Below are 16,429 nucleotides of genomic sequence, written 5' to 3'. Positions count from 1 at the left end.
AAACAAGTTTCACGCCTACCTGTAGCAGCGCCTTTATGCCGCGACCCTTAAATTGGAAGCTAGATTCGAGATAAATACGGTATAACGGTCAAGCAAATCGCTAACTTTTAGTCTGAAAGCTGACGGCTGATAGCTGACAGCTCTAACTTTCCCCTAGAAACTCGCTAACTTTCAGTCTGAAAGCTGACGGCTGATAGCTGACAGCTCTCACCTATTGCGACTATTAGTGTGCTTGTTGCCAGTTGTCACCGCTGTCGGCTTCAACAATCAGTGGCACATCAAGAGTGGCAGCTTCTGACATTAGCTTACAGATTTCAGCTTTATAGTCGTCAACACACTCTTCTTTAATTTCGAACACTAATTCATCGTGCACTTGCATTAGAAGCTTCACTGACCCTTCAGCTTGTGCGTTTACCCACTGATGAACTTTAAGCATCGCTTTTTTGATGATATCAGCAGCAGTACCTTGCATTGGCGCATTGATAGCTGCACGCTCAGCGGCTTTGCGACGAGCACCGTTACGGGCGTTGATTTCTGGTAAATGTAAGCGACGACCAAAAATAGTCTCTACATAACCTTTATCAGCCGCTTTTTCACGGGTAGTTTCCATGTACTCAAGTACGCCCGGGAAACGCTCGAAATATTTATCAATATAATGCTGTGCTTCATGACGTGGTACATCTAACTGACGTGATAAACCAAACGCTGACATGCCATAAATTAAACCAAAGTTAACCGCTTTGGCTTTACGGCGCATATCGCTGGTAACCTCTTCAAGGCTAACGCCGAATACTTCTGCTGCGGTGGCGCTATGAACATCTAAGCCATTAGCAAACGCGGTAAGTAGGCCTTTATCTTGTGATAAGTGCGCCATGATACGCAATTCAATTTGGCTGTAATCGGCAGCGACAATTTTATGGCCAGGTGCAGCAATAAAGGCTTCACGAATACGACGACCCTCTTCCGAACGAATTGGAATATTCTGTAAGTTTGGATCCGTTGAACTTAAACGCCCCGTTGCTGTTACCGCTTGATGGTAAGAAGTATGCACACGCTTAGTGCGCTCATTCACCATTAACGGTAGTTTATCTGTGTACGTTGATTTCAGTTTCGATAAACCACGGTGTTCAATAATTACCTTAGGTAGCGGGTAATCATGAGCAAGTTCTTGCAATACTTCTTCTGCCGTCGACGGTGCACCTTTTGGTGTTTTCTTGATAACCGGAAGCTCTAGCTTTTCAAACAAGATTGCTTGCAGCTGCTTAGGTGAACCTAAGTTAAACTTTTCACCAGCCATATCATAGGCTTCTTGCTCAAGCTCTAATAAACGTTCGCCTAAACGCTGGCTGTGAGCTGCCAGCATGTTGCTATCAATTGCAACACCGGTACGTTCAATATCAGAAAGCACCGACACAAGTGGTAATTCAATGTCTTCGAATACCGATTTTAATTGGCTATCAGCATCGATTTTTGGCCATAACACTTGATGAAGACGAAGCGTTATATCTGCATCTTCAGCAGCGTATGGTGCGGCTTTTTCGAGCTCAATTTGATTAAATGTCAGCTGCTTTTTACCTTTACCAGCAATATCTTCGAAGCTGATATTTTTGTGGCCTAGGTATTTAAGTGCCAGCGAATCCATATCATGACGGCTGCCTACACTATTAAATACATACGACTCCAACATAGTGTCGTACTTAATACCCTTTAATTCAAAGCCTGCATTCGCTAATACACTTTTATCGTATTTTAGATTCTGGCCTACTTTTGCCTTGTTTTCGTCAGCTAAGATTGGGCCAATTTTTGCCATAACTGTGTCTAAGCTTAATTGCTCTGGCGCATCTGGGTAATCGTGAGCAACCGGAAGGTAAGCCGCTTCACCGGCTTTAACCGCAAAGCTCATACCAACCAATTGGGCCTGCATGTAATCAAGGCTGGTTGTTTCAGTATCAAAGGCAAAAAGCTCGGCGTCATTTAACTGCGCAACTAAGGTATCAAGCTGCTCTTCAGTTAAGATTGTTTCGTAGTGCGCATCAGCCACTTTAGGTAGTTCGTTGGCTTCTGTTGGTACATCTAAATGAGTGTCAGCATCTTTAGGGTTATCAAGTAGCTCAGCTAACCAACGGCGGAACTCACATTCACCATAAAGTGCAATCAGTTCATCACGGTTTGGCTCTTGTAGTTTGAAACTTTCAAGGTTCGTTTCAACTTCAACATCACATTTTATGGTTGCCAGCTCATAGCTAAGTGGCAAATGATCAAGTGCTGCAGCAAGCTTTTCACCAATCTTGCCTTTGATCTCACTAGCGTGATCAATAACACCTTGTAATGATCCGTATTTTTGTAACCATTTCACCGCCGTTTTTGGACCACAGCCATCAACACCCGGAATGTTATCGACTTTGTCACCCATTAAGGCAAGGTAATCAATGATCAGCTCAGGTCCAACACCAAACTTTTCAACCACAGTTTCTGGATCTGAGATGCTATCGGTCATTGTGTTGATAAGCGTTACATGTTCATTTACTAGCTGCGCCATATCTTTATCGCCGGTAGAGATCAGCACATGGCGCTGTTGCTCAGAGGCAATACGTGCAAATGTTCCAATCACATCATCGGCTTCAACACCTTCAATACTGATAAGCGGAAAACCCATTGCTTTAATAATGTTATGTAAGGGCGCAATTTGTGTGCGTAAGTCATCCGGCATAGGTGGACGATTAGCTTTATATTCGCTGTACATATCATTTCTAAAGGTTTTTCCCTTCGCATCAAACACTACAACCATATGTGATGGATCATATTGTTTGATCAAACTCTTCAGCATATTTACAACACCGTATATAGCACCTGTCGCTTCACCTTTAGAATTAGTAAGGTGCGGTGGCGAATGATACGCACGGAATAAATAAGAAGAACCATCAACAAGAATTAGTGGATTTTCAGGGATCTGAGCCATGGTGAAATTGGATCCTAATTGAATAACATTAAATTGTTTGTAAGCATGCCATAAGGCTATGAAGAAAACGACTGTGAATTATTAACCAACAAGCGTTTAACTCAATAGCAACCTGTGGATAACTATGTAGATAACGGACACAGTTAATCCTCCCAAAATGTAAAAACACTTAGGAAAATTTTATTAAGACTATGTTTTTATTTAAAAAAGATAATGCGTGGTTCTTTTTTTATTATTTTTATCCGATGTGGAAAACGGTTTTAGCAGCGATTTACCTTGTGCTTATTCGATACCGAATTAACATCCCTTTTCATAACCGGAGGAGTATTCTAGCATAATGGATCAAAGATCATAGCGATCCTTTATACTTTTTTTTTCGTTAGCTGTTTATGAAATGGCATAAACAGCCATTCATCATGCTTTGCGAGTAACTGAGCATCAAAAATTTTTTATTTTGTCGCCTGACTCGCATAATTGTTACACTAGCGTTAGTCACATTAAGGAGAGACAAAAAATGAAAAAAGTTGCTGTAATTTTAGCGGGTTGCGGTGTTTATGATGGTGCAGAAATCAACGAAGCCGTCCTAACTTTACTACACATTGCTAAAGCAGGTGCAAGCTATCAATGTTTCGCTCCTGATATTGAGCAAATGCACACTATTAATCATCTAACGGGCGAAGAAATGACTCCAAACCGTAATGTATTAGTAGAAGCGGCACGTATCGCACGTGGTGAAATAAAAGCATTAACCGAGCTTAATGTGAATGAGTTTGATGCCTTAATCGTACCAGGTGGTTTTGGTGCCGCGAAAAATTTATCTGACTTTGCAGTAAAAGGTGCTGATGCCCAAGTGCAAAATGATGTACTTACAACAGCAAAGGCCTTTGTTGATGCAAACAAAGCAGCTGGATATATGTGTATTGCACCGGCAATGTTACCAATGATCTATGGTAAAGGAGTCAAAACAACCATTGGTAATGATGCAGATACAGCAGCGGCCATTGAACAACTTGGTGGTTCACACCAAAGCTGTGCAGTTAATGATATCGTTGTTGATGAGCAACACAAAGTGGTCACGACTCCTGCATATATGCTGGCGCAAAGCATTTTAGATGCAGATGCAGGTATCGAAAAATTAGTAAATAAGGTCTTAGAACTCGTTTAATTATTTATGTTAAGGCCAGCATCTAATGCTGGCTTTTCTTGCGCTAACGCAAAAAAATGACGTTTTTTATCAAGAAAAAGCCTTTTAGATCATTTTATAAATTGTGGCTTAGCGTTATAATCGTTCTAATTTCCGTCAGATATCGTGATTGATCACGTTCAAATCGAAGTGAGCAAGGCAAAATGAAAAAACTATCAGCTGCATTATTACTGCTAGCAACAACGGCATATGCACAAGCGTATGACAACTCTTTGACTGAAGATGCTATTAAAAAGCGTCTAGCGCCAATTGGTTCTGTATATCTAGAAGGTGATAAAGCTGCGGCCGCTGCTGAGCCTACTGGCCCTCGTTCTGGTGAACAAGTTTATCAAGCAGCATGTTTTGCATGCCATGGTACTGGTGCATTAGGTGCTCCTAAATCAGCTGATGATTGGGCTCCTCGTATTGCTAAAGGTAAAGATACACTATTAGATCATGCTATCAATGGCTTCAATGCGATGCCACCAAAAGGTACATGTATGGATTGTTCTGATGAAGAAATCAGTGCTGCTATCGACTTTATGACTAGCAAGTAACAATTCAGAAACTAATACTAAGGGCTTAAATTTTTTAAGCCCTTTTTTTGTGCCCATTTTTGCTCGCCAGGCTAGCTCTGTCGCAGAATTAGCCCCACAATTAATTAGTATTTTGTTAACAACTGTTACTTGACGATCTAATAAAAAAGTGGAACTATATAGGACGATATTTAAACAATAATAAGATCTGGTTCTAAATCATTGGAAGATTCAGCAACACACATTGATAAACTAGCCCGTAAAAATGCTCGTTTAAAATCGCTTTTACAACAGTATAAGCAATCACATCACCTGCAAAATGCTCTCTTACAATTATCAGAGCAGGCCAGCACTGTTGCCGAATTAACCCTACTCTATCCAGCTATTCACGAAATTTTACAAGATTTTATTCCTAGTAAGAATTTTTTCGTCGTTTTACACAATCCTGTATACGATAACCTCGAACTGTCTTATTTTGCCGATGAAAAAGATGGCTTATCGGTGCCTTTAAAATATGAGCAGTACTTTAAGGAAGGATTAACGGGGTATGTGTTTAAACACGGAGAAACCAGTTACTTTACTAAACAACAAACAGAGCTAGCAGAGCAGCAAGGTCTGTTTAAAGTATTTGGTACCCCGGCGGAGCATTGGGTGGGGGTACCTGTATACCGAGATAAAACAATCATTGGTGTAATGGTTGCACAAAGTTACGATGAACAAAATGGCTATACCGAGCAGCAAATTGAACTACTCGAAGCGATGTCGATGTACTTAGCAACAGCGATTGAGCGGGTCAAAAAACGTGAATTACTAGAATCAGAAGTAAAAATTCGTACTCGTGCACTAACGCAAAGTAACCAAGCCCTCAACGAAGAAATTCAACATCGGAAAAATGCCCTCGAGCGACAACAGATCCTGTTTAAAATCTCAGAGCTAGCTACGCTCAGTGAAAACTTAGAGGATGTTTATCTACATGTGCATGAAATAATTAAAACAATTACATACGCAGATAATTTATATATTGCACTGTATGATGAAAACACAAACTGGTTAAGCTTTCCGTATTGTGTTGATGAATATAATAACAATGCTAAGCCGCGTCCGTTTGCTAAAGGGTACAGTGAATTAGTGCTAAGTACCGAAAAATGTCAGCTTATTGATAGTAAAAGAGAACAAGAACTGGTTAAACTTGGCATAGTTGAGAAGCCTGTTAATGTTCCCCGAGAACAAACAGCCACGAGCTGGTTAGGTGCCCCTCTTAAAACATCGCAAGGTGTTATCGGTTTAATAGTCTGCCAAGCATATAATAACAAACATGAATTTAGCCAAGATGACTGTGAGCTCATTACCTTTGTTTCACATCAAATTGCCAACGTTATCCAAGCACATTTAGCCAATCAAGCGCTTAAACAAAGCCATCAAAAGCTTGAACATAGAGTGGCCGAAAAAACCAAAGAATTACGCCAAGCTAATATGCACTTGCAAATGCAGATGGAAGAACGTAAAAAAATAGAGCAACAGCTTTATCATGATGCCCATCATGATTCTCTCACTAGTTTACCTAATCGCAGTTTATTCTTAACTCAGCTTGAGAAAACACTTCAGCACTACCAGCGCTATCCAGAACAACAATTTGCAGTGTTATTTATCGATTTAGATAAATTTAAAGACATTAATGATCAGCTTGGTCACCAAGCCGGAGATCAGTTTTTAATTAGTGTTGCAGAATCCTTTTCGCACTGTATTCGTGAGCATGATTTATTAGCGCGCTTAGGCGGCGATGAATTTGTTGTGTTGTTGACTCATCTAACAGAGCAGCAGCAAGCACAAGATGTTGCTAAGCGAATTATTGAGATAATGAAAAAGCCGTTTTGTTTAAAAGGTCAATGTATTCAAAGCGGTGCGAGTATTGGTATTACTTACTCTCAACCGAGTTATAAGCACACTGATGAAATTATTCGCGATGCTGATGCTGCTATGTATTACGCTAAAAATGCAGGTCGTAATCGATTTGAATCTTTTCATCCATTGCTTAATACGTCGCTAACTCATCACGAATCAGAATCAATGCATCACTTGGATGATTTGCCAATGCACTTTAGAAGTGCAGAAATCATTACCCTTGATGAGCAACCTCACCCAGAGTCTTTACTCGAAGCATTTGGTGAACACCCTGTACTTGGCAGTACTAGCTTTGAAGTTTTGAAGAAGTTTGCGACTGATCGCGTGCAGCACTTTGAAGTTGAACTAAAGCTCATTGAACAAGCTTTTACGTTAATCAATACGAATAATCTTAAAAAAGTATTATTCCCATGCTCAGGCTTAGTACTTGAACGCATTAATTTCAAAGTATTGACTAAGCTATTACAAGTAAATCATGCGAGCAAAATCTGTTTGCTATTTAATGAGCAAGAGATCCGTTATGCATCAGCAGTGCAAATAGAGAACTTAAAAGAGCTTATTTCTTTGGGAGTATCTATCGGCTTGAACGAATTTGCTAAAGATCGCTGTGAACTAAACCTGCTTACTGAGTTCGAGTTCGATTACTTACTGTTAAGCTCAACCTTCAGCAAACGAGTACTACAGCAAGAAAATTATCATTTACAACTGCAAGGTGTGCTGGCGATTACTAAACTGCAAAATATCCAAGTAATCGCTAAAGGGCCGTCTATTTTCAATTACCGCACCTTGCTAGAAAAGCATGGCTTATCTTTGTTTATTGGAAAACAACGTGCGCTGGCACCCTTTGATCAAGTCGTGCCAAACGCAAAGTCGATTACTTCTTAAGCATTGCTCTTAGATTAGCCACACGAGCCTGTCCTTTTTCCATACGCTCTGCTTGCGATGACGGTGGCTTTTTAGATTCAAAGGCTAGGTCATCTTGCGGTAATTCCTGTACAAAACGGCTCAACTCAGTCTCTGAGGTTTCACCAAATTGACGGCGTAACTTAGCATAGGTCATTACCAGCTCTTGCTGAGCACGCGTAATACCTACATAAGCAAGGCGACGCTCTTCTTCGACGTTATCTTCATCAATGCTCACTTGGTGCGGTAATAACCCCTCTTCCATGCCAACCATAAACACATACGGGTACTCCAAACCTTTTGAAGCATGTAGCGTTAGTAATTGTACCGCATCGGATTCGTCTTCTTCTTCGTTACGTTCAAGCATGTCACGTAAGGTCAGTTTACTGACCACTTCAGCGAGGTTCAGCGGTGGATTGTCTGCGTCCCCTGTTAGCATATCAGTGATCCAACGATAAAGCTCTGAGACGTTTTTCATGCGCATTTCAGCGGCTTTTGCACTCGGTGATGACTCGTACAGATATGCTTCGTAATTAATTTGCCTAACTAATTCTTTAACTGCTTCAAGGGTGTCACCACGTACAGCGTTATCAGATAGCTCAACCACCCAACGGGCAAAACCAGCTAAAGCATTAAAACCACGGCCTTTTAGTCGATGCGCAAGCTCAGGCTCAAAACAGGCAGCAAATAAGCTGATATGTTTTTCATTAGCAAGCGTACCTAGCTTTTCCAAAGTGACCGTACCAATCTCACGGCGTGGCGTATTGACGATTCGTAAAAATGCGTTGTCGTCATCTTGGTTCACCAATAGGCGTAAGTAAGCCATGATGTCTTTAATTTCTGAGCGAGAGAAAAACGACATACCACCGCTGATCTTATAAGGAATGCGGTTGCTCATGAGTGCTTTTTCAAACACTCTCGCTTGGTGGTTACCACGGTATAAAATTGCGTAATCTTTATAGCTGGTGCGTTTCATAAATTTATGAGAAATGATCTCTGCCACCACTCGCTCTGATTCATGCTCTTCATCACGACAACCAATGACCTTGATAGGCTCACCATAACCAAGCTCACTAAATAGCTTTTTATCAAACTCATGAGGGTTATTGGCAATCAAAATATTCGCCGCTTTAAGAATTCGCCCAGCACTTCGGTAGTTTTGTTCAAGCTTAATCAAACGTAAGCCCGGAAAGTCTTTACTCAATAACACAAGGTTTTGTGGTCTGGCACCGCGCCATGAGTAAATTGATTGGTCGTCATCGCCTACCACGGTAAAACGAGCTCGCTCACCCACTAATAATTTAACCAGCTGATACTGACTGGTATTAGTATCTTGATACTCATCCACCAGCAAGTAACGAAAACGCTGTTGCCAACGCTCACGAGAAGTGGCGTTTTGGCTAAGTAATAAAGTGGGGATCATTATCAGATCATCAAAATCAAGCGCATTATAAGCCCTCAGTTGATTTTGATAACGCGCATACAGCTGGGCAAATAAAGCTTTTTGCGGCTCTCTGGCTTCGCGAATAGCACGCTCAGGTAGAATTAATTCGTTCTTCCAGCTGCCTATTTGCATCTTAAGCAGGTTGAGTAAATCTTTGTCTTTTTTAAGCTCTTCTTCGGTCAGCTCAGCTAATAGCTGATTGGTATCTTGATCATCAAACAACGAAAATCCGGGCTTAAATCCTAAAGTGGTTAGCTCTTTTTTGATTATCTCAAGCCCGAGGGTATGAAACGTTGAAACCCATAAGCCTTTCGACTCTTGCTTGCCGAGTGTTTGCGTGACACGCTCACGCATCTCTTTTGCTGCTTTGTTGGTAAAGGTTACCGCAGCAATATTGCGTGCTTGATACTCACACTTTTGCACCAAGTAAGCGATTTTATTAGTAATAACACGCGTTTTACCAGAGCCCGCACCGGCTAATACCAGACACGGCCCACTAATATACTTTACCGCTTCATCTTGTTTTGGGTTGAGTTTCATAAGCCCCTAAAGAAATTATCCAAAGACAGGACGGGCAATTTTACCGTAATCACTACACTACGCCTAGCCAATAAGGTAAGATTGTTTTTTTACGTGACTCAAGGGACGAACATGATCAACCCAGCAAAACTTGAAGAAATCGCTAAGCAAATTACTGATAACATGCCGCAAGGTGTGAAAAACCTTGCCGATACAATCGAAGGCAAAACTAAGCAAGCTATTCAAAACAAACTTGCTGAGATGGACTTTGTAAGCCGTGACGAGTTTGATATTCAAAGCCAAGTACTTATTCGTACTCGTGAAAAACTCACTGAGCTTGAAGAGAAAGTTGCATTACTTGAGCAGCAACTTGCTAGCAAACAAGACGAACAATAAAAAAGGAGAGCGAATTAGCTCTCCTTTTTTCTACTTTATTCGGTATTAGCTTTTTTCAGCCACTCGTTCAAATACACGTTTAACCGCAATACCATAGGTCTCATTAGCTTCTTCAGCACACGTCACAACCGACTCTAAGTCATTGAGGTGACCATTCGCTAAGCCATAAACCCAACCATGGATTGTTAACTCTTGGCCTTTCGCCCATGCATCTTGCACTATGTTAGTACGGCACACGTTACGTACTTGTTCAATAACGTTTAATTCTATCAGACTATTTAAACGCTCTTTTTCAGGTAATGCGTTAAGTTGTTCGATGTGTTTTTCTTTTACATCACCTACATGACGAAGCCAGTTATCAATTAAACCAAAGCTCGCTTCATTTAATACCGCTTGCACACCACCACAACCATAGTGACCGACCACCATGATGTGTTTTACTTTAAGCACTTCAACAGCATACTGCATTACTGATAAACAGTTATGATCAGTGTGAACAACGACATTTGCTACATTACGGTGAACAAATAATTCACCCGGTAACAAGTCAACGATTTCATTAGCCGGTACACGCGAATCTGAACAACCGATCCACAAGTACTCTGGATTTTGCTGCATTGATAGAATTTTAAAAAACTCAGGATCATTTTCACTCGTACGCGCTGCCCAACGTCTATTATTTTCGAATAAATTTTTTAACTTTCTCATTGCGCCTCTTTACGATGTTTTAATAATTAGCTTGGATCAAGATATTCCTTGGGGTGAGCTGCTTTTCACAAAACGTACTAACCGTTACTTGATACCCTTGTTGTTGCAAATATAAAGCACGATCGAGCACGAGCCAAACTTCAATTGCCCTTCTGAACACATGTCGGACGAGTTCAACACGCTCAGTTACTCGTTTTCGTTGTTTCCCTATTGCTAAAAATTCATGGTAATCAATATCTTCTGGCAGTGATAATGATTTTTTCTCAGCAGCCCATAAACAAAATGATTTAAAAGAATCAGAAAAGATCGCTTTGTTCACCGACGGGACACTAACATAGTGCTGCTCTGCCGTGATTGATTTACGCAACGCATCAAAACCAAGCCGCCATTCGACTTCAGTTTTTCGTACTTTATCAACACGACTCGGAGCAGTGACGGTTTCTTGTAGTGCCAATTTTAAATCGCGATGAGTCAACGCAAGCTGGCTTTGCTTTGCAGGCTCGCTCATTGCTTGATAATCGTTATCCGTGAATAAATGATAACAACATGGAGAAAAGCTTATTTGCTGAGTTTTAGCATCACTTGCTTGCTGCATAAATGTTTGATGCAATCGACCACAGGCGTGCAACGCAACGGCATGCTGTTGCTCTTTAAAATACTCAGTAACATCATCGGTAAGTACATTAGCTTGCGAAAACTGCATAGGTAATTGTTGTTGATTAGCACTGTGTTGACCTTGTTCACACAAATGCGCTTGTAGTTCTATGCTATGAATACTCGGTGCTCCATTAAAAGCGAGCATGCGCCCTAAATGCCCTTTTCCAGCACACCATTCAAGTACTGGATACTGTGACTTCTGCTGGCTAATCGCTGCAACAAAGTCCTTTAGTTGCTCGAACTTACGTCCTTTAATGCCGTTACTGATCCAAAATGGAAACTCATCTCGGGTTTGTTGGGTTGTGGGAAGTTCGCATAACGATTTAAGCTCATCGAGCCCCTTAATTGCCTTTGCAAAATAGGCATATAACGCATTCTGGTCACTATCTAGTTCACTAACTTGTTGATCGTCAAGCGCCCATAATAAAGACGAAAGTTCAGGCCAAGGGATTGCATCATAATCAAATGCGGTACATTGCCAGTACTGGCGGGTTGAAAAAAGCAAAGTATCTAAGGCAGCAAACTGCTGAGCAAGGGTCATAACTACAAAACGACAACAAATAAAATGCAGTATAACAGTTTTTACAAGCGCAGATTACTTCTGTTCAAGTGGATATATAATGGAATGCAGGCAATGCTTAATAAAATTGCTAAAATCAGCATCCAAGATAATTCTAATCCCTCATCTTGCTGGTGTTGATGCATAAAACCGGCAAACGTTTGATCAAACTCGTCTTGGCTGAGTCCATATAAGTCCGCAATCAATCGCCATTTAGCCATCGACATATTGCCGATGTTAATTCCTGGTGGCTGAATATAATTGACCAACACATCAGCTTCATGGGCAAGTTCTTGAATACTCTTATGAACCGCATAGTGCTTTTTGGTCAATGCAATCGTCTCATTCATGTTGTGTAATGCATAGCGCCAGCCTTTAATACTTGCTTGATAAAAGCGGTTAACAACATCAGGATTAGCTTTGAGCATCGACTCTGAAGTATATAAAATATCGCTATACACATTTAGACCAAACTTTTGTGGGCAGATTAATCGGTGCCCTACACCACGCAGCGTCATTGTATAAGGTTCATTGGTAACATACACTTGCACCGCATCAAGCTCACCATTAAGCCACTGCTCAATTCCTCCTTCGGTGCTTGCCTCTATTAAATGTTGATAATCTAATCCAGCTTTACGAAGCATGACTAGTAATTCGGCGTTTTCCAACGAGCTTACTTTACTGATCTTCTTGCCTACAAAGTCTCGAGGCTGAAAAATATCTGAGTTATTTTTCACCATCCAACAATAAGGTGAAAACTGCAGTATGGCTCCTAAGGCAACAACTGGCGCTCCTTGTTGGCGCTTTTGCAATATGCCTGAGTGAGTAATTGCAAAGTCAGCTTTGCCACTTAACACTTTAGGGAAGGTATCAGGGTCGTTTGGATCGGCGGGTAAAATTGTTACATCAAGGCCTGCTTCTTTATAAAAGCCTTTCTGTGATGCCACATAATAGCCAGCAAATTGGAATTGATGAGTCCATTTTAATTGTAGGGTAACCTTATCCTTACTCAATGCACTCAAGCTGCACATTAAACAAAGTAACCCTAGGTAATAGCGAGTTCCACGCACGCATCATCCTTGCTTGAAAACCATCCATTAACTATAGGAAAAGCCAATAAAAAATCAAGGCTCCAAAAGGAGCCTTAAATCGGTTTTATTGATTAGCCGCTTTTACATCAGCTAACTCTTGGCCTTGAGTGGTTAAAAATTGCGTAAAGCATGGGTTATTTGTTTCATCTTGAACGTTATAACCCAACCGGTTCAAGTGCTCGTTAAATACCTCATAATCACTCGGCTCAATAGCAAAGGCAGCCAGAACATTACCAATTGATCCACCATGATTACGATAGTGGAATAAAGTGATACTCCAATTGCTACCTAGTGTATCTAAGAAGCGCGCTAGTGCACCTGGGTATTCAGGAAACTCAAAACGTAACAGACGCTCATGCAACTGAGCCGGTGCTTTACCACCCACCATATAACGAATATGCAATTTAGCCAGCTCGTTATCTGATAGATCGCAAAACGTATAACCATTTTCAGTCAGTGCGCCTTTCAGCTCATCAAGCTCTTGTTGGCCTTGCCTCAAAGCAATACCAACAAAAATTTGTGCTTCACCTGGTCCTGCATAACGATAGTTAAATTCGGTGATTGCACGCCCACCTAAAGAAGCGCAAAACTGCTTGAAGCTGCCCTTTTCTTCTTTGATAGTTACGGCAAGAAGTGCCTCGTTCTTTTCACCAAGCGCAGTTCGCTCAGCAACATAACGTAAACGGTCAAAGTTTAAGTTTGCACCCGATAAAATCGCAGCTACGTTTAAGCCTTTCACACCATTTTGTTGGCACCACTTCTTTAAACCCGCAGTTGATAGTGCTCCTGAAGGCTCCGCTATAGCACGGGTTGAAACAAAGATATCTTGCATTGCTGCGCAGATTTCATCGCCCGTTACAGTGACAACTTCATCGCAAAACTTTTGCGCTAAACGAAAGGTTTCTGTACCGATGATTTTTACTGCTACGCCATCCGCAAAGCTGCCAACGCGGTCAAGCTCAACGGGTTTGCCAGCCTCAAGCGCAGCTTTTAAACAAGCACTCTCGTCGGCTTCAACACCAATAACTTTGATATCGGGACGTAAAGATTTAATGTACACCGCCATGCCTGCAAGTAAGCCACCGCCCCCCACAGGAATAAAGACTGCATCAAGATCATTAAGCTGTTGCATTAATTCACGGGCAACCGTACCTTGGCCAACAATCACATCAGGATCATCAAACGGTGGTACAAATACCCCATTGCGCTGCTCTGTGAGCTCTAAAGCATGGGCTTTTGCCGCATCAAAATGATGGCCGTGTAATACCACTTCACCACCTAAAGCACGCACTGCATTGACTTTAATTTCGGGTGTTGTAACTGGCATCACAATAGTTGCTTTATGCCCTAAAAAAGAGGCACTCAGTGCTACGCCTTGTGCATGGTTGCCAGCTGAAGCCGTGATCACATCAGACCCTTTTGGCAGCTTGCCCAGTTTATGAAAAGCACCACGTAGCTTAAATGAATAAACCGGTTGTTGGTCTTCACGCTTTAACCACACATGATTGCCTAATCGCGCACTGAGCTCAGCCATTTCGCTGACCTCAGTGACTTTTGCAAGCGGCTCCATGTTCGCTTGGATGATAGCGCGAAAATAATCGAGCTCTTGGGACACCATAATTAACTTAGCTCCTCAAGTTTAGCTAAATCGCGCACAGCTCCTTTATCTGCGCTGGTTGCAAGTAACGCATAGGCTTTAAGTGCAGGCGATACATAGCGTTCACGATTTAATGGTTTATATGCATCTTTACCACGCGCTAATTGTTTTTGCTTACGCGCTTCAAGCTCTTCATCAGACAACGCCAAAGTGATTTCACGGGTCGCGATATCAATGATTATTTTATCGCCGTTTTCAACATAGGCTATTGCACCACCGCTTGCTGCTTCTGGCGAAACGTGGCCAATTGATAAGCCCGACGTACCACCTGAGAAACGACCATCTGTGATAAGCGCACATTTTTCGCCTAAACCAACCGATTTTAAGTAACTTGTCGGGTACAGCATTTCTTGCATGCCCGGACCACCTTTTGGCCCCTCGTAGCGAATAACAACCACATCACCCGCTTTTACTTCGCCATTTAAAATTCCTTCTACCGAATCATCTTGTGATTCATAAACAACGGCAGGGCCTTCAAAATGTAGCATCTCTTCAACAACACCGGCACTTTTAACAATACAGCCATCAAGGGCAAGGTTGCCCGATAACACAGCTAAGCCACCATCTTGACGAAAAGCATTTTCAACACTGCGGATACAACCGTTTTCTCGGTCATTATCAAGTTCTGGCCAGCGGCATTCTTGGCTCATTGCTTTTGTAGTTCGAATACCTGCAGGGCCCGCTTTATAGAATTTTTGCGCCACTTCGTTACTTGGATCGGTCGCGTCCCATTTAGCAACCATCTCAGCCATAGTATGACCTGCTACGTGATCAACTGATAAATCAACTAATCCAGCTTTGCCTAGTTCTCGGATGATGGCCATCATGCCACCAGCACGGTGAACATCTTCAATGTGGTATTTGTTTGTCGCGGGTGCCACTTTACATAGGAATGGTGTTTTGCGAGACAGCTCATCGATGTGCGACATATCAAAGTCTACACCTGCTTCTTGCGCCGCAGCTAATAAGTGAAGCACCGTATTTGATGAACCACCCATGGCAATATCAACCACCATCGCATTCATAAAAGCGGTGCGATTTGCAATAGCACGTGGTAATACCGCTGCATTATCTTTTTGATAATATTCACGGCATAAATCAACAATGCGTGCGCCCGCTTCAACATACAGCTGCTTACGGTCTTTATGCGTTGCAAGTGTGGTTCCGTTACCCGGTAGTGCCAGACCAATCGCTTCTAATAAACAGTTCATTGAATTGGCAGTAAACATACCTGAACACGAGCCACAAGTAGGGCACGCTGAGCGCTCTACTTTTTCTGAATCTTCATCGCTCACAGAGGTATCAGCTCCTTTAACCATGGCATCAACCAAGTCGAGCTTGATATCGATATCAGCAAGGCGTGTTTTACCCGCTTCCATTGGCCCACCCGATACAAAGATAACTGGAATGTTTAAACGAAGCGCTGCCAGCATCATTCCTGGGGTGATTTTGTCGCAGTTAGAAATACAGATCATGGCATCGGCACAGTGTGCATTAACCATGTATTCAACTGAGTCAGCAATTAAATCACGCGATGGCAGTGAATAAAGCATACCGCCGTGACCCATTGCGATGCCATCATCGATTGCAATGGTATTAAACTCTTTTGGTACACCACCTGCTTCGGTGATGGTTTCGGCCATTAGTTCGCTTAACTGATTGAGGTGAACGTGACCAGGAACGAACTGAGTGTATGAGTTAACAACTGCGATAATCGGCTTACCAAAGTCTTTATCTGTCATCCCCGTTGCACGCCATAGTGCGCGCGCACCTGCACGTTTGCGACCTTCTGTTGTTGTTGCACTTCTTAATTTAGCCATAATTACCTCAGTTGTTGCAGTGGCATGCCACTGACTTCCTCATTCCAAAAATTTATTTATTCGCTTAACCATCGTTTTAGCGCTTAAGCGACCTG

General features: G+C 42.0%; 11 protein-coding genes. 4 read left to right on the top strand and 7 right to left on the bottom strand.

Going from position 1 to position 16,429, the window contains the following annotated elements:
- Positions 1–223: 223 nt before the first annotated feature.
- The gene (polA, locus tag QL229_RS16980; protein WP_281547194.1) at positions 224–2,959 is read right to left on the bottom strand and encodes a DNA polymerase I; all 2,736 of its coding nucleotides are present in this window, start codon (positions 2,957–2,959) and stop codon (positions 224–226) included.
- A gap of 514 nt (positions 2,960–3,473) precedes the next feature.
- Between polA and elbB the strand changes: the two genes are divergently transcribed.
- The 3 genes from elbB (at position 3,474) to QL229_RS16965 (ending at position 7,465) form a co-directional block, all read left to right on the top strand.
- Entirely contained in the window at positions 3,474–4,124 is a 651-nt protein-coding gene (gene elbB, locus QL229_RS16975) for an isoprenoid biosynthesis glyoxalase ElbB (RefSeq protein WP_135922784.1), read from the top strand.
- Between the two features lie 182 nt (positions 4,125–4,306).
- Positions 4,307–4,699, top strand: a complete 393-nt coding sequence (locus tag QL229_RS16970) for a cytochrome c5 family protein (RefSeq protein ID WP_062568504.1) — start codon at positions 4,307–4,309, stop codon at positions 4,697–4,699.
- A gap of 201 nt (positions 4,700–4,900) precedes the next feature.
- Entirely contained in the window at positions 4,901–7,465 is a 2,565-nt protein-coding gene (locus tag QL229_RS16965; RefSeq protein WP_199527138.1) for a diguanylate cyclase, read from the top strand.
- On the opposite strand, the gene rep is transcribed toward QL229_RS16965, so the two are convergent.
- On the bottom strand, positions 7,455–9,467 hold the full coding sequence (gene rep, locus QL229_RS16960; protein WP_138557993.1) for a DNA helicase Rep: 2,013 nt from the start codon (positions 9,465–9,467) through the stop codon (positions 7,455–7,457). The genes QL229_RS16965 and rep overlap by 11 nt on opposite strands.
- Positions 9,468–9,578: 111 nt before the next feature.
- Here rep and QL229_RS16955 point away from each other — a divergent pair, with 111 nt between their 5' ends.
- Positions 9,579–9,842 (top strand): accessory factor UbiK family protein, encoded by a 264-nt coding sequence (locus tag QL229_RS16955; protein WP_036971505.1) that lies wholly within the window; start codon positions 9,579–9,581, stop codon positions 9,840–9,842.
- 45 nt (positions 9,843–9,887) lie between these two features.
- Here QL229_RS16955 and can read toward each other — a convergent pair whose 3' ends face one another.
- The 5 genes from can to ilvD all read right to left on the bottom strand — a co-directional run bounded on the left by can (position 9,888) and on the right by ilvD (position 16,334).
- Positions 9,888–10,550 (bottom strand): carbonate dehydratase, encoded by a 663-nt coding sequence (can, locus tag QL229_RS16950; RefSeq protein ID WP_135922787.1) that lies wholly within the window; start codon positions 10,548–10,550, stop codon positions 9,888–9,890.
- A 19-nt stretch (positions 10,551–10,569) separates the two neighbouring features.
- Positions 10,570–11,748: a methyltransferase gene (locus tag QL229_RS16945; RefSeq protein WP_281547193.1), complete on the bottom strand. Its 1,179-nt coding sequence runs from the start codon at positions 11,746–11,748 to the stop codon at positions 10,570–10,572.
- A 41-nt stretch (positions 11,749–11,789) separates the two neighbouring features.
- Complete coding sequence (locus tag QL229_RS16940) at positions 11,790–12,797, bottom strand: ABC transporter substrate-binding protein (RefSeq protein ID WP_281547209.1); 1,008 nt, start codon at positions 12,795–12,797, stop codon at positions 11,790–11,792.
- A 124-nt stretch (positions 12,798–12,921) separates the two neighbouring features.
- Positions 12,922–14,475, bottom strand: a complete 1,554-nt coding sequence (gene ilvA / locus QL229_RS16935; RefSeq protein ID WP_253038152.1) for a threonine ammonia-lyase, biosynthetic — start codon at positions 14,473–14,475, stop codon at positions 12,922–12,924.
- A gap of 2 nt (positions 14,476–14,477) precedes the next feature.
- Positions 14,478–16,334 carry a dihydroxy-acid dehydratase gene (ilvD, locus tag QL229_RS16930; RefSeq protein WP_135922790.1) on the bottom strand — a complete coding sequence of 619 codons (1,857 nt, stop codon included), beginning with the start codon at positions 16,332–16,334 and terminating at the stop codon, positions 14,478–14,480.
- Positions 16,335–16,429: the final 95 nt, after the last annotated feature.

This window comes from Pseudoalteromonas sp. PAR1 (assembly GCF_947311895.1).
Classification (GTDB): domain Bacteria; phylum Pseudomonadota; class Gammaproteobacteria; order Enterobacterales; family Alteromonadaceae; genus Pseudoalteromonas; species Pseudoalteromonas lipolytica_C.
This window is presented reverse-complemented; position numbering and strand designations above follow the sequence as displayed.